A 19,713-nucleotide genomic window follows, 5' to 3' on the forward strand; every position below is an offset into this window, starting at 1 on the left:
CCACCATGCCCCACACCAGCACCAAGCTGCGCAATCGCTTCGTAGGTGAGCGGCGTATCGAACTCGTCGGGAGACAAGTACGCCCCGAGCGGTCCGCCGATCTGTACGGTCTTTACCGGCCGACCCGACTGGGTGCCACCGACACGATCGATAAGGTCACGGATCGTTATGCCAAATGGAAATTCAAACAAGCCACCACGAGCGACATTCCCACTGATTTGGAAAGGCATCGTGCCGGTTGATGGGCCCACGCCAAACTCGGCATAAGCTTCGCCCCCATGCTGAACGATCCAAGGGACAGAGGCCAACGTAATGACGTTGTGAACAAGCGTGGGTTGTCCGTAGAGCCCCGCGATCGCAGGAATGGGAGGTTTTGCGCGAACTTCGCCGCGCTTTCCTTCAAGGCTTTCCAGTAAAGAAGACTCTTCACCACAGATGTATGCACCTGCACCAATAAAGAGATCGATGTCGAACGGCGTATTGTGACCAATTACCGAATTCGCCCGCGCGTTGTCTAAGGCGCGCTCTAGCACGGCAGCAGCGACTGGGTATTCTGAGCGTAAATAGATTACGCCACGGCTTGCGCCGGTCGCCTGACCGGCAATGATCATCCCTTCTATCAGACGGTATGGGTCACCTTCCATTAGCATCCTGTCAGCGAAGGTGCCAGAGTCGCCTTCGTCGGCGTTGCATACAATCCACTTCTGATCCCCTGGAGTGTTAGCGACGGTGGACCATTTGATGTGTGCTGGAAAACCTGCACCACCGCGCCCACGCAGGCCAGATAGCTCGATTTCTTTGATGATGTCCTGTGGTGAGAAGCGAGTAGGTTGGAATCCGCCTTGCGAGCGATATTGATCTAGGGACAGTGGGTCAATTAGTCCGCTGTTGGAGAATACGAGTCGAGTCTGATCCCCGATGAGTTGATCCACGAGATCCAAAGGTTCAAGTCCCGCAAATGCTGAATCACCGGTATTTATCGCCTCTGTGGTCACGTTTGCATATAACAATCGCTCACCGAGCAGGGTTTCGATTTCTATGCATGGTTCGGCCCAAGACAATCCGCGTGAACCAGTGCGTACAACCTCGACGTCTCGAGCTTCGAGTGCATCTACGATGTCATTCGCACCCAAGGCAATTGCGATTGAATCCATAGAAACGTAGGCGCGAGATACTTCCGTCATTGCTCAAGCCTTTCGAGGATAGAATTCGCGTCTGAGCAATGTGCCACCAGTTCGTCGTTAATCATGGCGACCGGACCCCGAGGACACAGTCCGAGGCAGACCACAGGTTCGTGTTCGACATAGTCGGGGCCTTTTGATTGGTTGAGCGCCTGGCTTTTCGCCATAAAATCGGCCGTTAAGCCACGACTTCCGACGGATTGGCAAGCTTCGCCCTGACAGATACGGACTATGTGTTTGGCTGGCGGACTTGTGCGTAGGTCTGCTTAGAAACTGACGATGCCGCGCACCTCTGCGCGGCTAAGGTTAAATACGTTCGCCACGTTAGAGATGTGGTTGTCGTTGATGAACCCAAATTGAGCAACGATGGCTCGTAGAGCACGGATAGGACCGCCGATCGTATCCTGATAGATCAGCGCAAGGTCATTCGCAGAAACGTCTTCATCGGATTCGATCAGCGTGCTCATCTGCTTATCCCCTAGTTTACATCTACGATGCAGTGGCCAGCTTAGGCTCGGTTTGAACGTCCGAGACATCCGGCAGCCCCGGTCCCCCAGCGGAGGTAGGGTTAAGGCGAACATGCCTTGCTTTGATCATCTTGCTGGTTTCTCTCGAACCATCATGACTCCAGCCCGGTGGTTTGAACATATAGTTCAACCGCTGTCGCAATGAAAGACCCGGTCTGACTACGTCTTTTGCGATACTTGCCCATTCATGAAAGGCAACGCGAACCACATTGAATGTGTGTAGGTTTTTAACAATGCCATATCGACAAGGTTCGTTATCATCTTCCGGAACGAATGTGCCGAAGAGCTTGTCCCAAATGATGAATGTACCCGCATAGTTTGCATCAAGGTACTTGGGATTGGTGGCATGATGAACTCGATGGTGGCTAGGTGTGTTCATGATGGCTTCGTACCAGCGGGGCAATCGCTTGATTGTTTCGGTGTGAAGAAAAAACTGATAGACGAGATTAACTCCGGCACAAAACCCTAACAGCGCAGGATGAACGCCGATTAAAACAAGTGGTACATATAGCAAGATCAAGCCTGTCAACGCATATGTCCAAGTCTGGCGTAGCGCAACTGACGTATTGAAATGTTGGCTTGAGTGATGGACGACATGGCTTGCCCACGCCCATCGCACGGTATGCTCGATACGGTGTTTGATGTAGTAAATCAAATCATCAGCAACAAACACGATCGCCACGAGCAGCCAGCTAAATTCAAAATCGAATACCCGATACTGATAAAAGTACATTAGAACAAAGGCATATAAGACTCCTGAAAGTACACGCTCAGTACCAGCGACAAAGCTTGTGAAGAGATTAAGCCCTGTGTCGCGTATTTCGAATTTTGCATTGCCGTAGACTCGGCCAATAACAAGTTCGAGTAGCATTACGGCGATGAAGACGGGAACGGCTAGGTGGGTTGGTGCGAGTTCAGGCAGCTGATCCATTGGATGTCACCTCTAGTTGGTTGAATGCTGCATACCACCGATCTGCAATATCGCGTTCTAGCTTGATCTTCACAGTTGGCATAGTGAAGTCATCCATTGTGAGCTTCAGTCCCGTTTCACAGCGCGTGATGTGGCTGATGTCAGGTTGAAGCAGGCGCGTTGCCCACTTATCTCCTGTGACAACGACAAAGCCCATTGATTTGGCTTTGTCTTTCTTTAGCTCTAGTAACGCAACACGACCATCTGTGGAGACGGTTCCGAACACAGACTCGTGCTCTGGAAAATCGGTGATGAATCGTTCTGCGGCAAACGACCAATTCGGGATGGTCTCGGGGCGCCACCAACCGGCAAGCCCGACCGCGCCTACGATGGCAAGAATTCCGATTGGTCCCGCCCACTGCAAAACGATTTCGAGACTCACTGGGCGAGATCCTCAAGGATCATTGCGGCACACTTCTCACCGATCATGATTGAGGGTGCATTCGTATTGCCGGAAATGACCATCGGCATGATGGAGGCGTCTGCGACCCTTAGTCCTTCAAGGCCATGGACTTTCAAGCGTTCATCGACAACTGCCATGTCATCCTGTCCCATCTTGCATGTGCCTACAGGGTGATAGATGGTGTCCGCGCGATTACGAATGTCTTCGCGCAGAACATCGAGATCGTGCGAACCTGATTCGTAAAGCGGTTCTGCTAGCACCTTTTCAAATGCTGGGCCTTCCATGATCTGTTGTGCTTTCAAAACGCCGTTCAGCATCACTTCCATGTCACGATCGTCTGCCAGTATGGCCGGATCGATTTGTGGTGCAGTGAGTGGATTGGAGTCCGTGAGCGTCAAATTGCCTCGGCTTTTTGGCCGAAGTACACAGACGTGACAGGTATACCCTGGATAGCGATGAATTTTTCTGCCATGGCTATCCACGATTGATAGGGCAAAGTGTAGTTGTACGTCAGGCGAAGGTTCTGATCTGTCGGTGTAAAAGAAAGCACCAGACTCATTGAAGTTTGTTGTGAGCATCCCTCGTCTGCGCAATCGGTACTGCAACGTGTCCCACATGATCTTGATGCCCGATCTGGTATTCGCTCCGATCGCATGATGAGAAGTACTCTTGTATAAGAGCGTGTAGTCCGGGTGGTCATGCAGATTCTCGCCGACGCCGGCCAGCTCGTGTCGAACCTCGATACCGTGCGGGGTTAGTTTGTCGGGTGAACCGATGCCAGAGAGTAGTAACACTTGCGGGCTTTGTAAGGCACCCGCAGATACGATGACTTCACGGTTGGCTCGAATCGCTTTCCGTTGACCTTTGATCAGTGCTTGAATGCCGGTCGCACGTTTGCCTGCGATGGTTACTTTCTCAACGTAGGCTTCTTGTATGACGGTCAGGTTTTTGCGACCCAATGCGGGATCGAGATAGGCGTGTGCGGCTGTGCATCGTTCGCCATTTCTCTGCGTCAGTTCGTAATAGCCGACACCCTCCTGAGACCCCGAGTTGAAATCGTCATTACGGGGTATCTGTGCTTCTTCGGCTGCTCGAATAAAGATGTCGTTTAGAGGGTTTGGGCTCCTCACTGGTGAGACGGTGAGTGGACCGCCAACTCCGTGGTCCTCGGTCTCTCCGGCGACATGGTCTTCAGACTTTTTGAAGTAGGGAAACACATCTTTCCACGCCCAGCCCGTATTTCCTAAATCAGCCCAAGCGTCGTAGTCTTCAGGCACACCTCTGATGTAGATCATTCCATTGATCGAGGAAGAGCCTCCAAGTGCCTTACCCCTTGGTTGAAAGCCCTGCCGGCCATTAAGGCCTTTCTGTGGGGTGGTCTCGAAATTCCAGTTTTTAAAGCCACGAGAAATCGTTAGCGCAACATTGAAAGGAACAGTGATGAGGGGAGACGTGTGAGAATCACCTGCTTCAAGCAAACACACAGTGTGCTCACCTGATTCTGATAGGCGGCTCGCGATCGTACATCCAGCTGAGCCACCCCCGACAACAACGTAGTCGAAACTCAGCGCATTCGAAGGTGTCGTTTCCGCCATTGCATCACAGCCAATTTCCCCAGGATTGGCCATTGTTTGGCAGCCGTAGCGTGATTTGTATGATCGCTATGCCCAATAATTGACATATTCGCTCAAACCCCTTCGGAGCGCGGATGAGAGATGCGATATCACTAACTAGCGAGGCTGAGCGGATTTTGTCCGGCGCGGGCTTCTTCCAAGATCATCGCAGCGCATTTTTCTCCAATCATGATGGAAGGGGCGTTTGTATTACCTGAGATGACGATAGGCATGATCGATGCATCTGCGACTCGGAGACCATCTAGACCTTTAACCTTAAGCTGCTCGTCGACAACCGCCATGTCGTCTTGTCCCATCTTACAGGTACCAACTGGATGGTAGATTGTGTCCGCTCGATTGCGGATATCTTCAATAAGCTCATCGCGATCCTTCAATCCTGAGCCATATAAGGGCTCTCCACGGATCGAATCAAAGGCGGGGCCTTCCATGATTTGCTGCGCTTTCATCACTCCCTTGAGCATTGTCTCCATGTCATCGTCATGGGCGAGGATAGCGGGATCGATCTGAGGATGTGTTTGTGGATCAGAGTTCGTTAACGTCAGATTGCCTCGACTCTTAGGACGCAAGACGCATACATGGCAGGTATAGCCGTGGTAGCGATGAATTTTTCTACCGTGGCTATCAACGATGGAGATCGCGAAGTGAAGCTGAATATCCGGAGAGGGCTCAGATCGATCGGTATAGAAGAAGGCCCCAGACTCATTGAAGTTTGTGGTCAACATGCCACGCCTTCTGAGTTTGTACTGGATTGAATCCCACATGATTTTCAATCCGGATCGGGTATTCGCACCAATGGCGTCTGATGAACTTGTTTTGTAAAGAAGAGCGTAGTCCGGGTGATCGTGCAGATTTTCACCGACACCGGGGAGATTGTGAGCGACGGAAATACCGTGCGGGGTTAACTTATCCGGAGCACCAATACCTGAAAGTAGAAGAACCTGAGGGCTTTGAAGCGCGCCAGCGCAAACAATGACTTCTCGAGCGGCGTTTATACGCTGCGATTTGTTTCCTATGGAGGCCTGCACGCCTGTCGCTTTCTTGCCTTCCAAAATGACGCGTTCAACGTAGGCGTTTTGTAACACAGTAAGGTTCTTCCTTCCTTCGGCTGGGTCTAAGTACGCGCGTGCCGCGGAACATCGCTCACCGTTGCGTTGAGTGAGCTCATAGTAACCGGCGCCTTCTTGGGATCCAGTGTTGAAGTCAGTGTTTAGAGGAATCTGAGCCTCTTCCGCAGCTCGAATAAAAACATCGTTAAGAGGGTTGGGACTGCGTACAGGAGAAACCGTGAGCGGACCACCAACTCCGTGTATGTCGGTTTCTCCGGCAACGTGGTCTTCGGCTTTTTTGAAGTAGGGTAGAACCTCGTCATAGGACCACCCATTGTTTCCTAATGCAGCCCAGCTGTCATAGTCTTCTTTGACGCCGCGAATGTAGATCATTGCGTTAATTGAAGACGATCCACCAAGGGCTTTTCCTCGAGGTTGAAATCCTTTCCTGCCGTTTAATCCAACTTGTGGGGTCGTTTCGAAATTCCAGTTCTTAACGCCTCGGGAAACAGTAACTGCGAGATTAAAAGGGATTGTCACAAGTGGCGATTTGTGTGTGCCGCCAGCCTCCAACAAGCAAACATTGTATTGTCCCGACTCGGAGAGACGACTGGCTATAGTACAGCCTGCCGAACCACCCCCGACAATTACATAGTCGAAGTTATGTTCTGCGGATTTGGTAGAGTTGTCTGTTGCCATCGATCCCAAGGCCCAATTACCCAAATTGACCCTATTTTTTGGCATGGGTTGCTCCAATGACATGACATGCCAAGTCAATGATTGACATTTTCGTTCAGAATCTTTCGGTGTTTAGTGTTGCTCTCGTTCGGCTTTCCGCCATGCACCCGGTGCCATGCCTTCAATTCGGCGGAATGAGCGTACAAAGCTTGCCGCCTCTGAATAGCCTAGCTGGTCAGCTATTTCGTCGATGTTCCTTGGAGAACCGATCAACATAACGCGTGCCAATGAATGTAGCGTTTCGGCCCGTACTTCGCGAAATGTCGTGCCTTCCTCCTTGAGCCGTCGGCGCAAAGTGCTACCGGATATCTTGAGTGATCGAGCTACAGTGTCTTCAGATTGGTTCTTTTTTGGATCAATCAGAATTAGCTCACGCACCTGATTTGCAAATGTCGCCTCCCTTCGTGATTTTATTGCCTTCAGTTCTTCCTCCGATCGTTGACGATTCCATGGGTCCGCCAGCTTTAGTGGCTCTCTAAACAGAGGTCGCTCGAATGATATTTTGTATACCTCGGCACCGTACTCAATCTTAGTGTCGAAGAATGAATCGTAGAGATCTGAGTCTTGGGGCTTGGGAGTTCGAAGCTGGACTGACAAGGGGGCGATGTTTCGCCCTAATAACTCGGACACCCAGACTTTGAGTGAGGCGACGCCGCGAATCGAACAAAAATCTCGACATGATTCGGGAAGGGTGTGGGGTAGAACAAAAAACTCAACGACGTTACCCCGAGCTCCGGTTGTTACATCGCAAAGCCAAAGAGAAATCGAGTGAAACTTAGCTGCTATCTCGAGCGCTGAGCGAATATCGAAACTTGAGAGCATGGCATAGCCCAAAGTTCCGAGCGTGGTGATATGTAATCGACTGGCTGATTGGAGGGCGAGAGATAGAGGTGCATCGATTTCACGAAGGTTTTCGATAGCTCGCAACTCTTGCCAGACCTCAATTTCGGCCTGATGCGAGTAGACATTGTCCTCGTTGAGTTCCGTGTCAACAAGAATGGACTCAGGGCTGATGCGTTGGTCTTTGGCGACGTCTAACAGTATTCGTAGGGCTGCTGCATCCCGTTTAGCGTTCTTATCAAGCATAAGCGTTCTACATATTTGGTTACCCGAGCAATTTCCGTTCAATCGTTTTTAAGGGTTCGCATACTTTCAGTCTGATTTCTGAACTAGCGCAATGCTTACCAGTATTCAGCAGATGGGAAGGAATGTGAACGAAAATGTCAACAATAAGCTGAATTAATCATGTACGGATCCTCCTCGGAGGCAGAGGCTGTCGCGTCTTAAGAAACTATCGGAGAGACATCGTGAAAGCGGCCGTACTAAGAGAGCACAACACTCCAATTGAAATCGAAGATGTTGAGATATCAAAACCTGGACCTAGGGAAGTTCTTGTTCGTCCGGTGGCTGCTGGGGTTTGTCATACGGATTTACACTTTCTCGACGGATCCTGGCCCTTTCCTCTGCCAACGATCCTTGGTCATGAGAGTGCGGGTGTGGTGGAAGAGGTGGGTTCAGATGTTTCGTACGTAAAAAAGGGCGATCACGTAATTACCTGTCTGTCTGCTTTTTGCGGACATTGCAATCACTGTTTAACCGGGCACCTTTCTTTGTGCCAGAGTCCTGAAGTTGCGAGGGAGGCGGACGAAGCGCCTCGGCTATTTCAAGGTGATAAGCCAATTAATCAATATTTGAATCTATCGTCCTTTGCAGAATTAATGCTCGTGCATGAGCACGCGCTGGTAAAGGTGCGAGAAGACATGCCGATGGATCGTGCTGCGCTTATTGGTTGCTCTACAACGACAGGCATGGGTGCAGTTTTCCATACCGCTGGTGTTGAACCGGGTTCAACCGTAGCGGTTATCGGGTGTGGGGGCGTTGGCTTGGCTGCTGTTAATGGTGCTGCAATTGCCGGAGCAGGGATGATTATTGCGATCGACCGTTTGGACAATAAACTGGATATGGCGCGAAAGGTGGGTGCGACACACACGATCAACGCCAGCTCCAGCGACGCGGTGAAGGAAGTCATTGAGCTTACAAAAGGTGGCGTTGACTATAGTTTTGAAGCCATTGGACTACCTGTAACCGCAGCGCAAGCGTTCAAGATGCTGCGTATGGGAGGAACCGCAACGATAACCGGAATGCTCCCTGTTGGTTCCAAACTCGAGCTAGATGGTCCCGACCTATTGTGGGAACGGAAGCTGCAGGGCTGCATGATGGGATCTAATCGGTTTCGAATTGATATGCCTCGCTTTGTAGAGTTTTATTTAAATGGAAAGCTCCACCTGGACGACATGATTTCCCGGCACATAAAGCTAGAAGATGTTAACGAGGCTTTTGAGGCGATGAAGACCGGTGAAGAGGCACGGCAAGTCATCATGTTCGATTAAGAAAGCAAAGTTACTGTGAACGTATAGGTCAACTATTCAGCGAATATGTCCTGTTCGCGTCTCCCCTCCGACTGTTACCAATGTACTTTTGGAAATTAGGGAGGGTTGGACGTGATTGACCGGGATGAAGCAATAGCCATAGTCACCGCGGAAGGACGGCCTTGGGAAGTTCAAGAGGTCATGGTGCACGGCAAGCCAAGAAAGTGGTTTGTGAATGGACCACAAACCTTGCGAGAGCTTTACGAACAAAACCTAACCGACGGTGAATTCCTTGTATACGAAGATGAGCGATATACGTTCACAGAGGCCTATCAAAGGGCTTCGAGTCTAGCGCATCGTCTTAAAGCTGACTTTGATGTGAAGCCTGGAGACAGGGTCGCCATAGCGATGCGGAATTATCCTGAGTGGTCTCTTGCCTTTACTGCTATCACGTCTCTTGGCGCTATCGCTGTAGCCATCAATGCGTGGTGGGAAGCGGACGAGATTAAGTACGCTTTGGAGCATACCGGCATCTCTTTGGTTCTTGCCGACGAGGAGAGAATCGAGCGTATTCAGCGGATTTCTCCTTCGGTTTCTCTGCCAATCATTTCTGTTCGATGTCAAAACGACTACCCCGGTGTTGTGCCGATTACTGACTTGCTAAACGGGAACGAATCAATGCCTGAAGCAAGCATCGCCTCAGATGATGATGCCGTCATATTGTTTACGTCTGGATCGACAGGTTATCCAAAAGGGTCTGTCTCAACACACCGGAACATTATTGCGGCGCTCCTTTCGTGGGAAACAGACTATGCAGCGATAGCTGCGGCAAAAAAACGTGCGGGCGTACAGCCGGGTGCACCGGTCAAAAACCAAGGAACGCTTCTTGGGATGCCCCTATTTCACGTAAATGGCTTGTTGGCTGTGTTGCTGTCTTCCTACCGAACGCAGCGACGAGTTCTATGCATGTACAAATGGGACCCTGAAGTAGCTTGTGATGTGATCGAAAAAGAACAGGTGACCGTCGTTGTAGCGACACCTGCGATGACAGGAGACCTCACGGATAAGGCGCGTGAGCTAGGGCGGGATTTGGCGAGTTTAAGATCCGTAGGCGGCGGCGGTGCGCCAAGGGCCACGTCTCAGGTCGAAGGTATCGATAAGCAGTTTAAAAACGCCACGCCGACCACCGGATGGGGTATGACCGAAACAAATTCAATCGGTACCGGTATTTATGCGGAAGACTATCTGGAACACCCCCAAAGTTCTGGGCGCGTTTCGGTTATGTTGGAAATTGCCGTGGTAGATACGGAGGACAATTTTCTCCCAGCAAACGAGCGCGGCGAACTGTTGGTCCGTGGCACATCTGTCATTCATGGCTATTGGAATCGACCAGACGCGAATGAAGACTCTTTCATGGGTGATTGGTTTAGAACGGGCGATGTGGCCTACATTGATGAAGATGGATATCTATTCATCGTGGATCGCATCAAGCAGTTAATCATCCGTGGTGGTGAAAACATCGGCTGCGGTGAAGTAGAAGATGCTTTACTCGATCATCCTGACGTCGTCGAAGTAAGCGTGTACGGAGTACCCGATGAACGCCTCGGTGAGAACGTCGGCGCGACTATCTTTTCGAAAAGTGTGTTGGAAGAAAGCGCGCTTCGCGAGTTCTTAGAAGCACGTTTAGCAAAGTTCAAGATCCCACACTATGTCAAAACCACAACGGATGCTTTGCCTCGAATTGCTTCGGGAAAAATAGACAAACGGGTACTTCGTCAAGCGCATCTCGATGAGCTTGGCATAGAAGCTTAAGAGGTGAGGCTCGTTGCTGATCGAAAATGTCAAGAATTGCTCTGAGTCGCCCTGTGAAAGGTTGCAGCTCAGCGTAAGAATTCGTTAACGCCTAACAACAGGGGATAAAGATGCCAGAACAGAGAGGTTATTACGGAAAGCCCAGAAAGTTTTACAGCTGGGGCTATGAAGGAGAAGAGATTACACCTGCCGAGGTCAAGAAGATGGCCGAACGTGTGGGCGAAAGACTGGGTATCGAAACCCCTGAAGTATTGTCTGACCCCACAATCGATGAACTCGAACTGCCAAAGTCGAGGATTAAGATTCCAGATTCTCTGTCGTACTTTGTAACAGGCGATAAGTGGGATCGTGTCATGCACACCTATGGCAAGAGCTTTAAGGACATGACACGAATCTACAATCGGGACTTTGAAAATCCCCCTGATGTGGTGGCTTATCCTGCAGATGAAAACGAAATTTCGTCGCTGTTTGACTGGTGTGGTGAGAATAACTACGCCGCCATCCCATTCGGCGGCGGATCGAGTGTGACCGATGGCTTCAGCCCGCCTGAGGATGGAGAGTACGCAGGATCTGTTTGTATTGACCTTGGGAATATGAACAAGGTTTTAGAAGTCGATCCTGTTTCTCGCACGGCGTTAATTCAAGCAGGCACGCTCGGCCCCTCATTAGAGGACCAGCTCAAGCCACATGGCTTGACTCTCCGACACATTCCTCAGTCGTGGGAATTTTCATCGTTGGGTGGGTGGATTGCTACTCGATCTTCGGGTCACTACGCGACCAATCTCACACACATTGATGACATGGTCGAAACTCTACGTGTTGTCACACCGTCAGGCACGGTGCAAAACCGTCGCTTGCCAGGCTCGGGTGCCGGTCCTGACCCTGATCGTTATTTCATTGGTTCAGAAGGCACATTGGGTATCATCACTGAGGCCTGGATGAAGCTGCAAGGACGGGTTGCGTTTAGAGCAAACGCGTCCATCGCGTTCGATACTTTCTATGGTGGTGCTGAGGCTATTCGTCAAATCACGCAAGCTGGTTTGTACCCAGCCAACTGCCGATACCTTGACGAACAAGATGCGCGATTCTATGGCGCAGGTGATGGTAAACATTCCATGCTGATGCTTGGCTTCGAATCAGCTGACCACTCCGTGGATGCATGGTTAGAGCGAGCAGTTGAAATCTGTCAGGACCATGGCGGTAAAGTGCAATCAAAGGCTGGATCCAAAGATAACGCACTGGAATCAAGCCGTAGTGGTGCTCAAGGTAACTGGCGAGATCAGTTCCGATATCTGCCTCGTCTTATGCATACCCGTGCAGCGATGGGGATTGTTAGCTTCACGTTTGAAACTGCATACACCTGGGATAAGTTTGAGGCAGTCGATACTGAAATCCTTAAGCGCATGCGGCAAGCTCAGAAGGACATCACGGGTGGCGGTGTAGTATGTCGACGATTCTCATTCTTGTATCCTGATGGTCCTGCCCCTTACTATTCTGTAGTAGCACCCTCCACACTTGATCGAAGCTTGGAAGACTATCAAGCGCTTTCAGATGTGGCTTCAGATGCTATCTCAGAGCTTGGTGCAACCATTACTCACCACCATGCTGTAGGCAGGAGCTTCCGACCTTGGTTTGATAAGGAAGTTGATCCGATTGTTCGGAATATGATGGCAGCAGCTAAAAATGAGGTAGATCCTAACTGGATCATGAATCCCGGTTTGCTGTTGGATCGACCCGCGCACTTCAAGATCGTTGGCTAGCTAGAAAAGGTCTCCTGCCGTGATTGATCTCTACTTCTGGCCAACACCCAATGGATACAAAGCGTCCATTATGTTGGCCGAAGTAGGCCTGCTAGGGAATGTGGTGCCTGTAGACATCACGGCGGGAGATCAATTCAAACCGGAGTACCTAGCGATTAGCCCCAACAATAAAGTACCGGCGATCGTTGATCATGAAGGGCCCGGTGGCGAGCCTATCGCGATGTTTGAGTCTGGTGCCATCCTCATCTATTTGGCGGAAAAAACTGGCCAACTATTGTCGCAGGATCCCGTCGTTCGACTCGAAACGCTGCAGTGGCTGATGTTTCAAATGGGTGGACTGGGTCCGATGCTAGGGCAGGCACATCACTTCAGGGAATACGCACCAGAGCCAATTGACTATGCAATTCAGCGATACACTGACGAGGCTGCGCGTCTTTATCAAGTACTTGATAAGCGACTTGAGACGGTCGAGTACTTGGCGGGCGAATACTCGATAGCTGACGTGGCTACGTTTCCCTGGATTCGAACTAGGAAGCTACATGGTCAAGACTTAGCTGAATATCCAAACGTTAATCGTTGGTATCAGGTAATCAAGGTGCGTCCGGCAGTATCCGAAGGCTTGTCGGTTCTCGCTGAGAGCAAGCAGTGGAAAGCTCAGCCGGGCACACCCGAATGGGAATCCATGTTTTCTAGCGGCAAGCAATGATAGAGCGGGCATCGGATGAAACTTTCCCCAACAGATGCTGCGTTTATCTACATGGAGACTGCCAGTACTCCACAACATCTCGCTAACGTATGTGTAGTGGATGGTCATTTCACTGCAGAAGATATGCGCCTTCGACTAGAACGGCGGGCACACTTACTTCCTGCATTTAGACGCAAGCTGCTTTTTGTACCCTTCAACATGGATCATCCTCGATGGGTGGACGATCCTGACTTCGATTATGCGAATCATATTCGTGAGCATAGATTACCTGAAGGTAGTTCTCTCCAGGATGCGCTGGATTTTGCGACTGAACTCAACGAACCACTCCTAGATCGGGCTCGGCCTTTATGGCGGATTGAAGTCATACACGGGCTCAAAGATGTGACTATCTTGCTCCACTCTGCGCACCACTGCTTGCTCGATGGTGCTTCCGCAGTGGAAATCGCTATGACGTTATTCGATTTCTCGGCTGAACCGGCGGATATTCCTGACGCACAAGTTCTTGAGGTTGAGGATGCCCCCAGTGCTGCCCAGCTCTTGAGCGAAAGCATGGCCGCATACTACAAAGTATGGTCCGAACCACCTCAACTTCCAGATTCTGACACGCAAGCTGAGCTGACCAAAGCCAGTCAGATAATGTCGGAGTTTGTCTCCAAACCGGCAATAACGCCTTCATTTAACATGACGCCAGTCGGTCCAAAGAGAAAACTCCGTTTTGCTGAATTCGAGTTTTCGGATATCAGAAAACTCCGGGAACTGGGTGGAACTGTTAACGATATTGCGCTGGCTATCGTGACAGAAGCAGTCGCGCGTTATTTGAAGTCGATTGATGAGCAGGTGGATGGACAACACTTTAGATTAATGTGCCCAGTCAATGTTCGTACCGAAGATGAAAAAGGAAGTTTGGGGAATCGTATCTCTGCCCTCTATCCGTATCTTCCAGCGTCTCCGATGGGCGCATTAAAACGGCTTGATACGGTAATCGCCGAGATGCTGAATCAAAAAGATAATGGTAACGCCCAGGCGCTCGCGCTGGTCGGTGAGATGATGGGTGGCCTTTCTCCGGTGGCCTTTGCGGCATCACAGCTTGTTGGAACTCAGTTTGATTGGTCTTCATTTGCAGCTGCAAATCCGTCTCCAGTGCAGCAGCCGGTAACAGGATTCCAGCAACCGAATTTTGGTATTAACTTTGTTTGTACAAACGTGCCTGGTGTCCAAGTACCTCAGTTCGTTGAGGGGTGTGAAATCCGTCAGCAAGTACCTTTAATGGTATTGAGCGGAAATCTGGGATTGGCGGTCACTGTTACTACATACAATCAGAGTTTGTATATTGGGTACAACTACGACCCGAGAATAGTCGCTAATGGAGAATCGTTAGTAGAGCATACATATGAGGTAGCCGATGAGTTACGCGAGGCTCTCAAAGAAGACGAAATGTTCGGAACGTGACGAGGAGAATCATGTGAGCAGTGTTGGTCTTTCCGAAGGGTTGAAAGGAGATATAGCCGAAGCGATCCGTGCGCATTCTCCGATTCCTGAGATAAACATCCAACTCGATCTAGCCGAAGCCTATCGAGTACAACATGAGATCACAGCTTTGCGTTCACCCGAGGGAACCGATGGCATCAAAGCTGGCGTGACGGCTAAAGCTGCACAAGGATATTTTGGACTTGAGCACGCGCTGATTGCGAGCTTATATGCCAGCTCTCAGCATGATGCCGCTGCCAGTCTTCCGTATGTTCCCGGTCGAAAGTTGGAGTGCGAGTTGGCAGTCATTGTGGATGAGCATGGCACACCTAAAGCCATTGCGCCTGCGATTGAGATTGTCCTTGTTCAGTTCGCGCGGGCAGAAGACATGTCGGCTAGTAATCTTGTAGTTACAAATTTGGGTGCGGATAAGTTCATTGTTGGTGACTTTTTAAACTGGGCGCCTTCATATGAAGATGCAAGTGCGCACCTGTCGCTTAACGGTGAAACAGTCAACACCGCAGCAATGACTGATGCTATTGGTGGGCCTGAGAAGTCCGTGCCTTGGATGTGGAATGAAGCTTTGTCTCGTGGATTCGAGACGAGTGGAGATACTCTCCTACTCACTGGTGCTTGCGGTACGGTTGTGCCTGGGGAGCGTGGGTTTTACAAAGCGGATTTTGGGGCTTTGGGCAATATTGAATTCGAGATTGACTGAGCCGAAATTGGCACAGTTTGTTTAGTTAACGAGAGGTTAGACGTAAAATGAACAACACCAACAAATTCTATATCGATGGCGAATGGGTGGCCCCTTCAGGCTCAGAGACGTTGGACGTCATCAATCCCGCCACTGAAGAGCCGATTGCTCAGATTGCAATGGGGACCAAGGCAGATGTTGATAGGGCCGTTTCTGCCGCGAAGGACGCGTTCAAGTCTTTTTCACAAACAACAGTGGAAGAGCGATCCGACATTCTGAGTAGGATTATCGAGTGCTACAAGGCTCGTATGGGCGACATTGCAGGGATTGTTTCACAAGAGATGGGCGCGCCGATAGGACTTGCCAACGCAGCTCAAGCACCGTCCGGTCTAGGGCATCTAATGCATGCGCTTAGCGCGCTTAAGAACTTCACATGGGAAGAAGATTCTGGGTCTGCCAAGATCGTCCGCGAACCCATTGGGGTATGTGGCCTCATCACGCCATGGAACTGGCCGCTCAATCAGATTGCCGCCAAGGTGGGCCCAGCGATCGCTGCGGGTTGCACCATGGTGCTAAAGCCTTCTGAGATAGCGCCACTAAACGCCATTTTATTTACTGAGGTTCTACACGAAGCCGGTGTTCCGGCTGGAGTATTTAACCTTGTTCATGGAGACGGCCCCAACGTTGGTGTTGCGATGTCCTCCCATCCGGACATCGACATGATGTCGTTTACGGGATCTACGCGTGCAGGCATATCCGTGGCACAAGAATCGGCGGTGACCGTAAAACGTATCGCGCAGGAGCTCGGTGGTAAGTCGCCTAATGTGATTCTTGATGATGCTTCCTTTCCAGAAGTGATCGCACGCGACACGTTTGGCATCTGCATGAATACAGGACAATCGTGTAACGCGCCTACGCGCATGCTTGTTCCCGCAAATCGGATGGAAGAAGCCGCAGCGATCGCGAAGGCGACGGCTGAACAAATCAAAGTGGGAGATCCAGGCGATAAAGAAACGCAGATTGGGCCCCTGGTCTCTGAGACTCAATTTGAAAAAGTTCAGGCGCTCATTCAAAAGGGGATCGATGAAGGGGCCACCCTTCAAACGGGTGGGGTAGGTCGCCCAGATGGTTTAAATCGAGGTTACTTCGTAAAACCAACCATCTTCTCGGATGTGAGTAACGACATGACGATTGCTCAAGAAGAAATCTTCGGTCCTGTACTGTCGCTCATTCCTTATGGTGATGAAGATGACGCCGTGGAGATTGCCAACGATACGGTGTATGGGCTTGCCGCGTATGTTTCTAGTGGCGACCTCGAGCATGCGGCTGAAGTTGGGCGAAAGATTCGAGCAGGCAATGTCCATCTGAACGGTGCTGGCGTTGATCCGGGTGCACCATTTGGCGGATACAAACAATCCGGTAATGGTCGCGAGTTCGGGAAGTGGGGCTTGGAAGAGTTTTTGGAAACGAAAGCCTTGCTGGGTTACAACGTTGCGTCTTAACTCGCGTATAGGAGCTGATGATGTTTAGTCCTGCTTTGACACAACTTGTCGTGAACGACATTGATACGTCGATTGATTACTACGAGTCCGTTCTCGGGTTTGAGACGACGCTTCGCCACGAGACGTCGTTTGCAAGCTTGTCCCGGGATAAGACTGAGATACATCTGGTGGCCGGAGAAGAAAAGCATCCAGTTTCACACATGGAATTAGAAGGCGAACGGATCAGCGCATATATCTGGGTGAGTGATTTTGATGCGCTGTATAAGGAATATGAAGCGGCAGGTGCGGACTTTGTTTATCCGCCAACAGAGCACGTTTGGGGTGCTGTCGATTTTTGCGTTAAAGACAGGGACGGATATCGAATCTGTTTTGCACGCGCCGCGCTTTCGTGACGGAACAGTCTAGCGTCCCATTTCACACGAAAGCTTCGTATGGCTTTGGTGCGGTTGCGTATGGCATCAAGAATAATGGTTTCGACTATTTCTTCCTGTTGTTTTATAGCCAAGTCTTGGGATATGACGCTGCCATTGTTGGCGCCGCGCTGACAACCGCGCTGGTATTCGATGCGTTGTCTGATCCGTTGGTTGGCTACTTCTCGGATAACCTGCACTCCCGCTGGGGGAGGCGTCATCCGTTTATGTATTTCGCTGCGGTGCCAGTGTCCGTTTCCTATTTCTTTATTTGGAATCCGCCCGCCGAGCTTGACGGTGCGCTCGCGTTTGTCTACATCGCCTCCCTCGCAGTGTTCGTTCGCCTTCTCATCACCATGTATGAGGTGCCTAGTTCTGCACTTGTGGCAGAGATGACGGATGATTACGACGACCGAACGAGCATGCTGAGTTATCGGTACTTCTTCGGTTGGGCCGGTGGTGCGTTGATGGGCTCGTTTGCGCTTGCATTTCTATTGGTGCCAACAGAAGAAATTGCCAATGGCATGTTCAACGTCGATGGCTTCAATCGTATGGGGTTGGTCGCGTCGCTCTTTATGTTTCTTGCCATCATGATTTCGGCGTTGGGTACGCATAGCTTCATTCCTCGGCTGAAACAGCCGCCGACGAAAACACCGTTCACCTTGAAGCGGGTGTATGGAGATCTTTTTCAGACGTTAGCCACGAGATCCTTTCTGGCGCTTTTCCTATCCGCGTTGTTTGGATCAGTCGCCACAGGCGTTAGCGCTGGGTTGAATTTCTACATCAACTCCTATTTCTGGGAATTTTCGAATCAACAAATCAGCCTGCTCTCGATCTCATTGGTCGTGTCGGCTGGTTTAGGCGCGATGATCGCGCCATTGGTTTCTCGGCGACTTGGGAAGAAAAAGGGCGCTATCGTTGTGGGCATATTGGCGTTCACTGTGGCGCCACTTGCTGTCGTGCTCCGCTTGCTTGGGATCATGCCTGAGAATGGTAGTGACTCGCTATTCCCAATCATTCTGACCATTACGATTTTTGATTGGGGTTTGATTATTGGCTTTCAAACACTGATGGCTGCCATGATTGCCGATCTGGTTGAAGACTCAGAACGGCAAACAAAGCGACGGTCTGAAGGTGTCTTTTTTTCAGCGATCACGTTTACGCGAAAGCTTGTGCAGGGCGTGGGCATCGTGACAGCGACGATTATTCTCTCAATCGCTCAGTTCCCCGCAGGTGTGATGCCCGGTAACGTGCCAGAGGAATCTTTGTTTACCTTAGGCGCGTTGTATGCACCCACGTTATTCACTTTGTGGATGGTCATGATTTGGTGTTTGGGCTTTTACAAGATCGATCGCGAAGTACATGAAGAAAACTTACGAGCGATTCGAGAAGAACAGAATAGTCGTTCTGCTCCAACGTAGTGGTTGCGTTCGATAGTGGAAAAAATGGCGTTACTCTGATTGGTCTACCGGGCTCTGGAAAGTCCACGGTTGGCGTCCAGCTTGCCAAGGTACTGGCGCGGCCGTTCGTAGACACCGACATTGAGCTGCAGACGAGCATTGGATGTTCACTTCAGACGTACCTAAGCGAACGTGGGATCGATGCTTTACGTCAAGCTGAGGCAGATTGCATACAGCAGCTAACTCTATGTGGGCAAGTCATTGCCACTGGTGGATCCGCTGTATATGACGACGACGCCATGAAGTACCTGTCGAACTCTAGTGCCATCGTGTTTCTCGAAATCGACTATGAAACTATGCTCGAAAGACTTGGTGACTTCTCACAGCGCGGTATTGCAGCGGATCTGAGTTCTGGTTTGATGCCGATGTTTGAAGAAAGGCGAGCGCTCTACTTGCGCTATGGAACATTCTCCGTGGATGCGATGCGTTCCGTTAGCGACGTTGTTAATCAGATTACGAACGAGCTGACTATCAGTAACAGATGAGGAGATTACATTGAACCTAGAAGCCGTGAAAGTCGGCCAAAACGTACCGGAAGACATCAACGTTGTCATAGAGGTCCCGGTGGGTGGTGAACCGATTAAGTATGAGATGGATAAGGCATCAGGCGCGCTCTTTGTTGACCGCTTCCTCTATACGTCGATGCGATACCCGGGTAACTATGGTTTTGTCCCACATACTCTTTCAGACGACGGCGACCCTATTGATGTTCTGGTGGCAAGCACTCGAGCCATCACCCCTGGAGCGGTAATTAACTGTCGACCAATCGGTGTGTTAATCATGAAGGATGAAGCAGGACAAGATGAAAAAATCATTTCCGTACCGTCAGCTGCTTTGACTCGCCGCTATGAAGATGTGAAAGAAGTGAGTGACTTACCGCAGATTACCCTTGATCAAATAGCCCACTTTTTTGAGCACTACAAAGACCTCGAAGGGGAAAAATGGGTGCAGATTGATAGATGGGGCGATTCGAGCGAGGCAAAGCACATGATCGAGACGGCAGTCCATAATGCCTCATAGGTTCCGAGAAG

General features: G+C 50.5%; 18 protein-coding genes and 1 pseudogene. 11 read left to right on the top strand and 8 right to left on the bottom strand.

Going from position 1 to position 19,713, the window contains the following annotated elements; genetic code table 11:
- The 8 genes and pseudogenes from ACMZ66_RS00005 to ACMZ66_RS00040 form a co-directional block, all read right to left on the bottom strand.
- A partial coding sequence (locus tag ACMZ66_RS00005) for a formate dehydrogenase (protein WP_416933244.1) occupies positions 1-1,184 on the bottom strand: 1,184 nt, incomplete at its 3' end.
- Positions 1,181-1,426, bottom strand: a pseudogene (locus ACMZ66_RS00010) (NAD(P)H-dependent oxidoreductase subunit E); the annotation flags it as partial. The gene ACMZ66_RS00005 and the pseudogene ACMZ66_RS00010, both read right to left, overlap by 4 nt.
- 21 nt (positions 1,427-1,447) lie before the next feature.
- On the bottom strand, positions 1,448-1,648 hold the full coding sequence (locus tag ACMZ66_RS00015; protein WP_416933246.1) for a hypothetical protein: 201 nt from the start codon (positions 1,646-1,648) through the stop codon (positions 1,448-1,450).
- 22 nt (positions 1,649-1,670) lie between these two features.
- A complete protein-coding gene (locus ACMZ66_RS00020) occupies positions 1,671-2,639 on the bottom strand; it encodes a sterol desaturase family protein (protein WP_416933248.1) in 969 nt (322 codons plus the stop codon).
- Positions 2,623-3,060, bottom strand: coding sequence for a hypothetical protein (locus ACMZ66_RS00025; protein ID WP_416933250.1), 438 nt, complete (start codon positions 3,058-3,060; stop codon positions 2,623-2,625). Before ACMZ66_RS00025 ends, ACMZ66_RS00020 begins: the two co-directional genes overlap by 17 nt.
- A complete protein-coding gene (locus ACMZ66_RS00030) occupies positions 3,057-4,709 on the bottom strand; it encodes a GMC family oxidoreductase (protein ID WP_416933252.1) in 1,653 nt (550 codons plus the stop codon). Before ACMZ66_RS00030 ends, ACMZ66_RS00025 begins: the two co-directional genes overlap by 4 nt.
- 98 nt (positions 4,710-4,807) lie before the next feature.
- On the bottom strand, positions 4,808-6,505 hold the full coding sequence (locus ACMZ66_RS00035; RefSeq protein WP_416933254.1) for a GMC family oxidoreductase: 1,698 nt from the start codon (positions 6,503-6,505) through the stop codon (positions 4,808-4,810).
- Positions 6,506-6,571: 66 nt separating this feature from the next.
- Positions 6,572-7,585, bottom strand: a complete 1,014-nt coding sequence (locus ACMZ66_RS00040) for an AraC family transcriptional regulator ligand-binding domain-containing protein (protein WP_416933256.1) — start codon at positions 7,583-7,585, stop codon at positions 6,572-6,574.
- Positions 7,586-7,806: 221 nt separating this feature from the next.
- On the opposite strand from ACMZ66_RS00040, the gene ACMZ66_RS00045 reads away from it, so the two are divergent.
- The 11 genes from ACMZ66_RS00045 to ppa all read left to right on the top strand — a co-directional run bounded on the left by ACMZ66_RS00045 (position 7,807) and on the right by ppa (position 19,702).
- Entirely contained in the window at positions 7,807-8,889 is a 1,083-nt protein-coding gene (locus ACMZ66_RS00045; protein WP_416933258.1) for a Zn-dependent alcohol dehydrogenase, read from the top strand.
- A gap of 111 nt (positions 8,890-9,000) precedes the next feature.
- The gene (locus ACMZ66_RS00050; protein WP_416933260.1) at positions 9,001-10,680 is read left to right on the top strand and encodes a class I adenylate-forming enzyme family protein; all 1,680 of its coding nucleotides are present in this window, start codon (positions 9,001-9,003) and stop codon (positions 10,678-10,680) included.
- A gap of 110 nt (positions 10,681-10,790) precedes the next feature.
- On the top strand, positions 10,791-12,440 hold the full coding sequence (locus ACMZ66_RS00055; protein WP_416933262.1) for an FAD-binding oxidoreductase: 1,650 nt from the start codon (positions 10,791-10,793) through the stop codon (positions 12,438-12,440).
- 19 nt (positions 12,441-12,459) lie between these two features.
- Complete coding sequence (locus tag ACMZ66_RS00060; RefSeq protein WP_416933264.1) at positions 12,460-13,146, top strand: glutathione S-transferase N-terminal domain-containing protein; 687 nt, start codon at positions 12,460-12,462, stop codon at positions 13,144-13,146.
- Between the two features lie 15 nt (positions 13,147-13,161).
- The gene (locus ACMZ66_RS00065; RefSeq protein WP_416933266.1) at positions 13,162-14,595 is read left to right on the top strand and encodes a wax ester/triacylglycerol synthase domain-containing protein; all 1,434 of its coding nucleotides are present in this window, start codon (positions 13,162-13,164) and stop codon (positions 14,593-14,595) included.
- Between the two features lie 13 nt (positions 14,596-14,608).
- Positions 14,609-15,331 carry a hypothetical protein gene (locus ACMZ66_RS00070; protein ID WP_416933268.1) on the top strand — a complete coding sequence of 241 codons (723 nt, stop codon included), beginning with the start codon at positions 14,609-14,611 and terminating at the stop codon, positions 15,329-15,331.
- Positions 15,332-15,378: 47 nt separating this feature from the next.
- Entirely contained in the window at positions 15,379-16,812 is a 1,434-nt protein-coding gene (locus ACMZ66_RS00075) for an aldehyde dehydrogenase family protein (protein WP_416933270.1), read from the top strand.
- Positions 16,813-16,829: 17 nt separating this feature from the next.
- Complete coding sequence (locus ACMZ66_RS00080) at positions 16,830-17,204, top strand: VOC family protein (RefSeq protein ID WP_416933272.1); 375 nt, start codon at positions 16,830-16,832, stop codon at positions 17,202-17,204.
- Positions 17,201-18,643, top strand: a complete 1,443-nt coding sequence (locus ACMZ66_RS00085; RefSeq protein ID WP_416933274.1) for an MFS transporter — start codon at positions 17,201-17,203, stop codon at positions 18,641-18,643. The genes ACMZ66_RS00080 and ACMZ66_RS00085 overlap by 4 nt, the downstream gene beginning before the upstream one ends.
- The gene (locus tag ACMZ66_RS00090) at positions 18,643-19,167 is read left to right on the top strand and encodes a shikimate kinase (RefSeq protein WP_416933276.1); all 525 of its coding nucleotides are present in this window, start codon (positions 18,643-18,645) and stop codon (positions 19,165-19,167) included. The genes ACMZ66_RS00085 and ACMZ66_RS00090 overlap by 1 nt, the downstream gene beginning before the upstream one ends.
- Positions 19,168-19,177: 10 nt before the next feature.
- Complete coding sequence (gene ppa / locus ACMZ66_RS00095; protein ID WP_416933278.1) at positions 19,178-19,702, top strand: inorganic diphosphatase; 525 nt, start codon at positions 19,178-19,180, stop codon at positions 19,700-19,702.
- Positions 19,703-19,713 lie beyond the last annotated feature (11 nt).

The organism is Thalassospira sp., from assembly GCF_048059015.1.
Lineage (GTDB): Bacteria > Pseudomonadota > Alphaproteobacteria > Rhodospirillales > Thalassospiraceae > Thalassospira.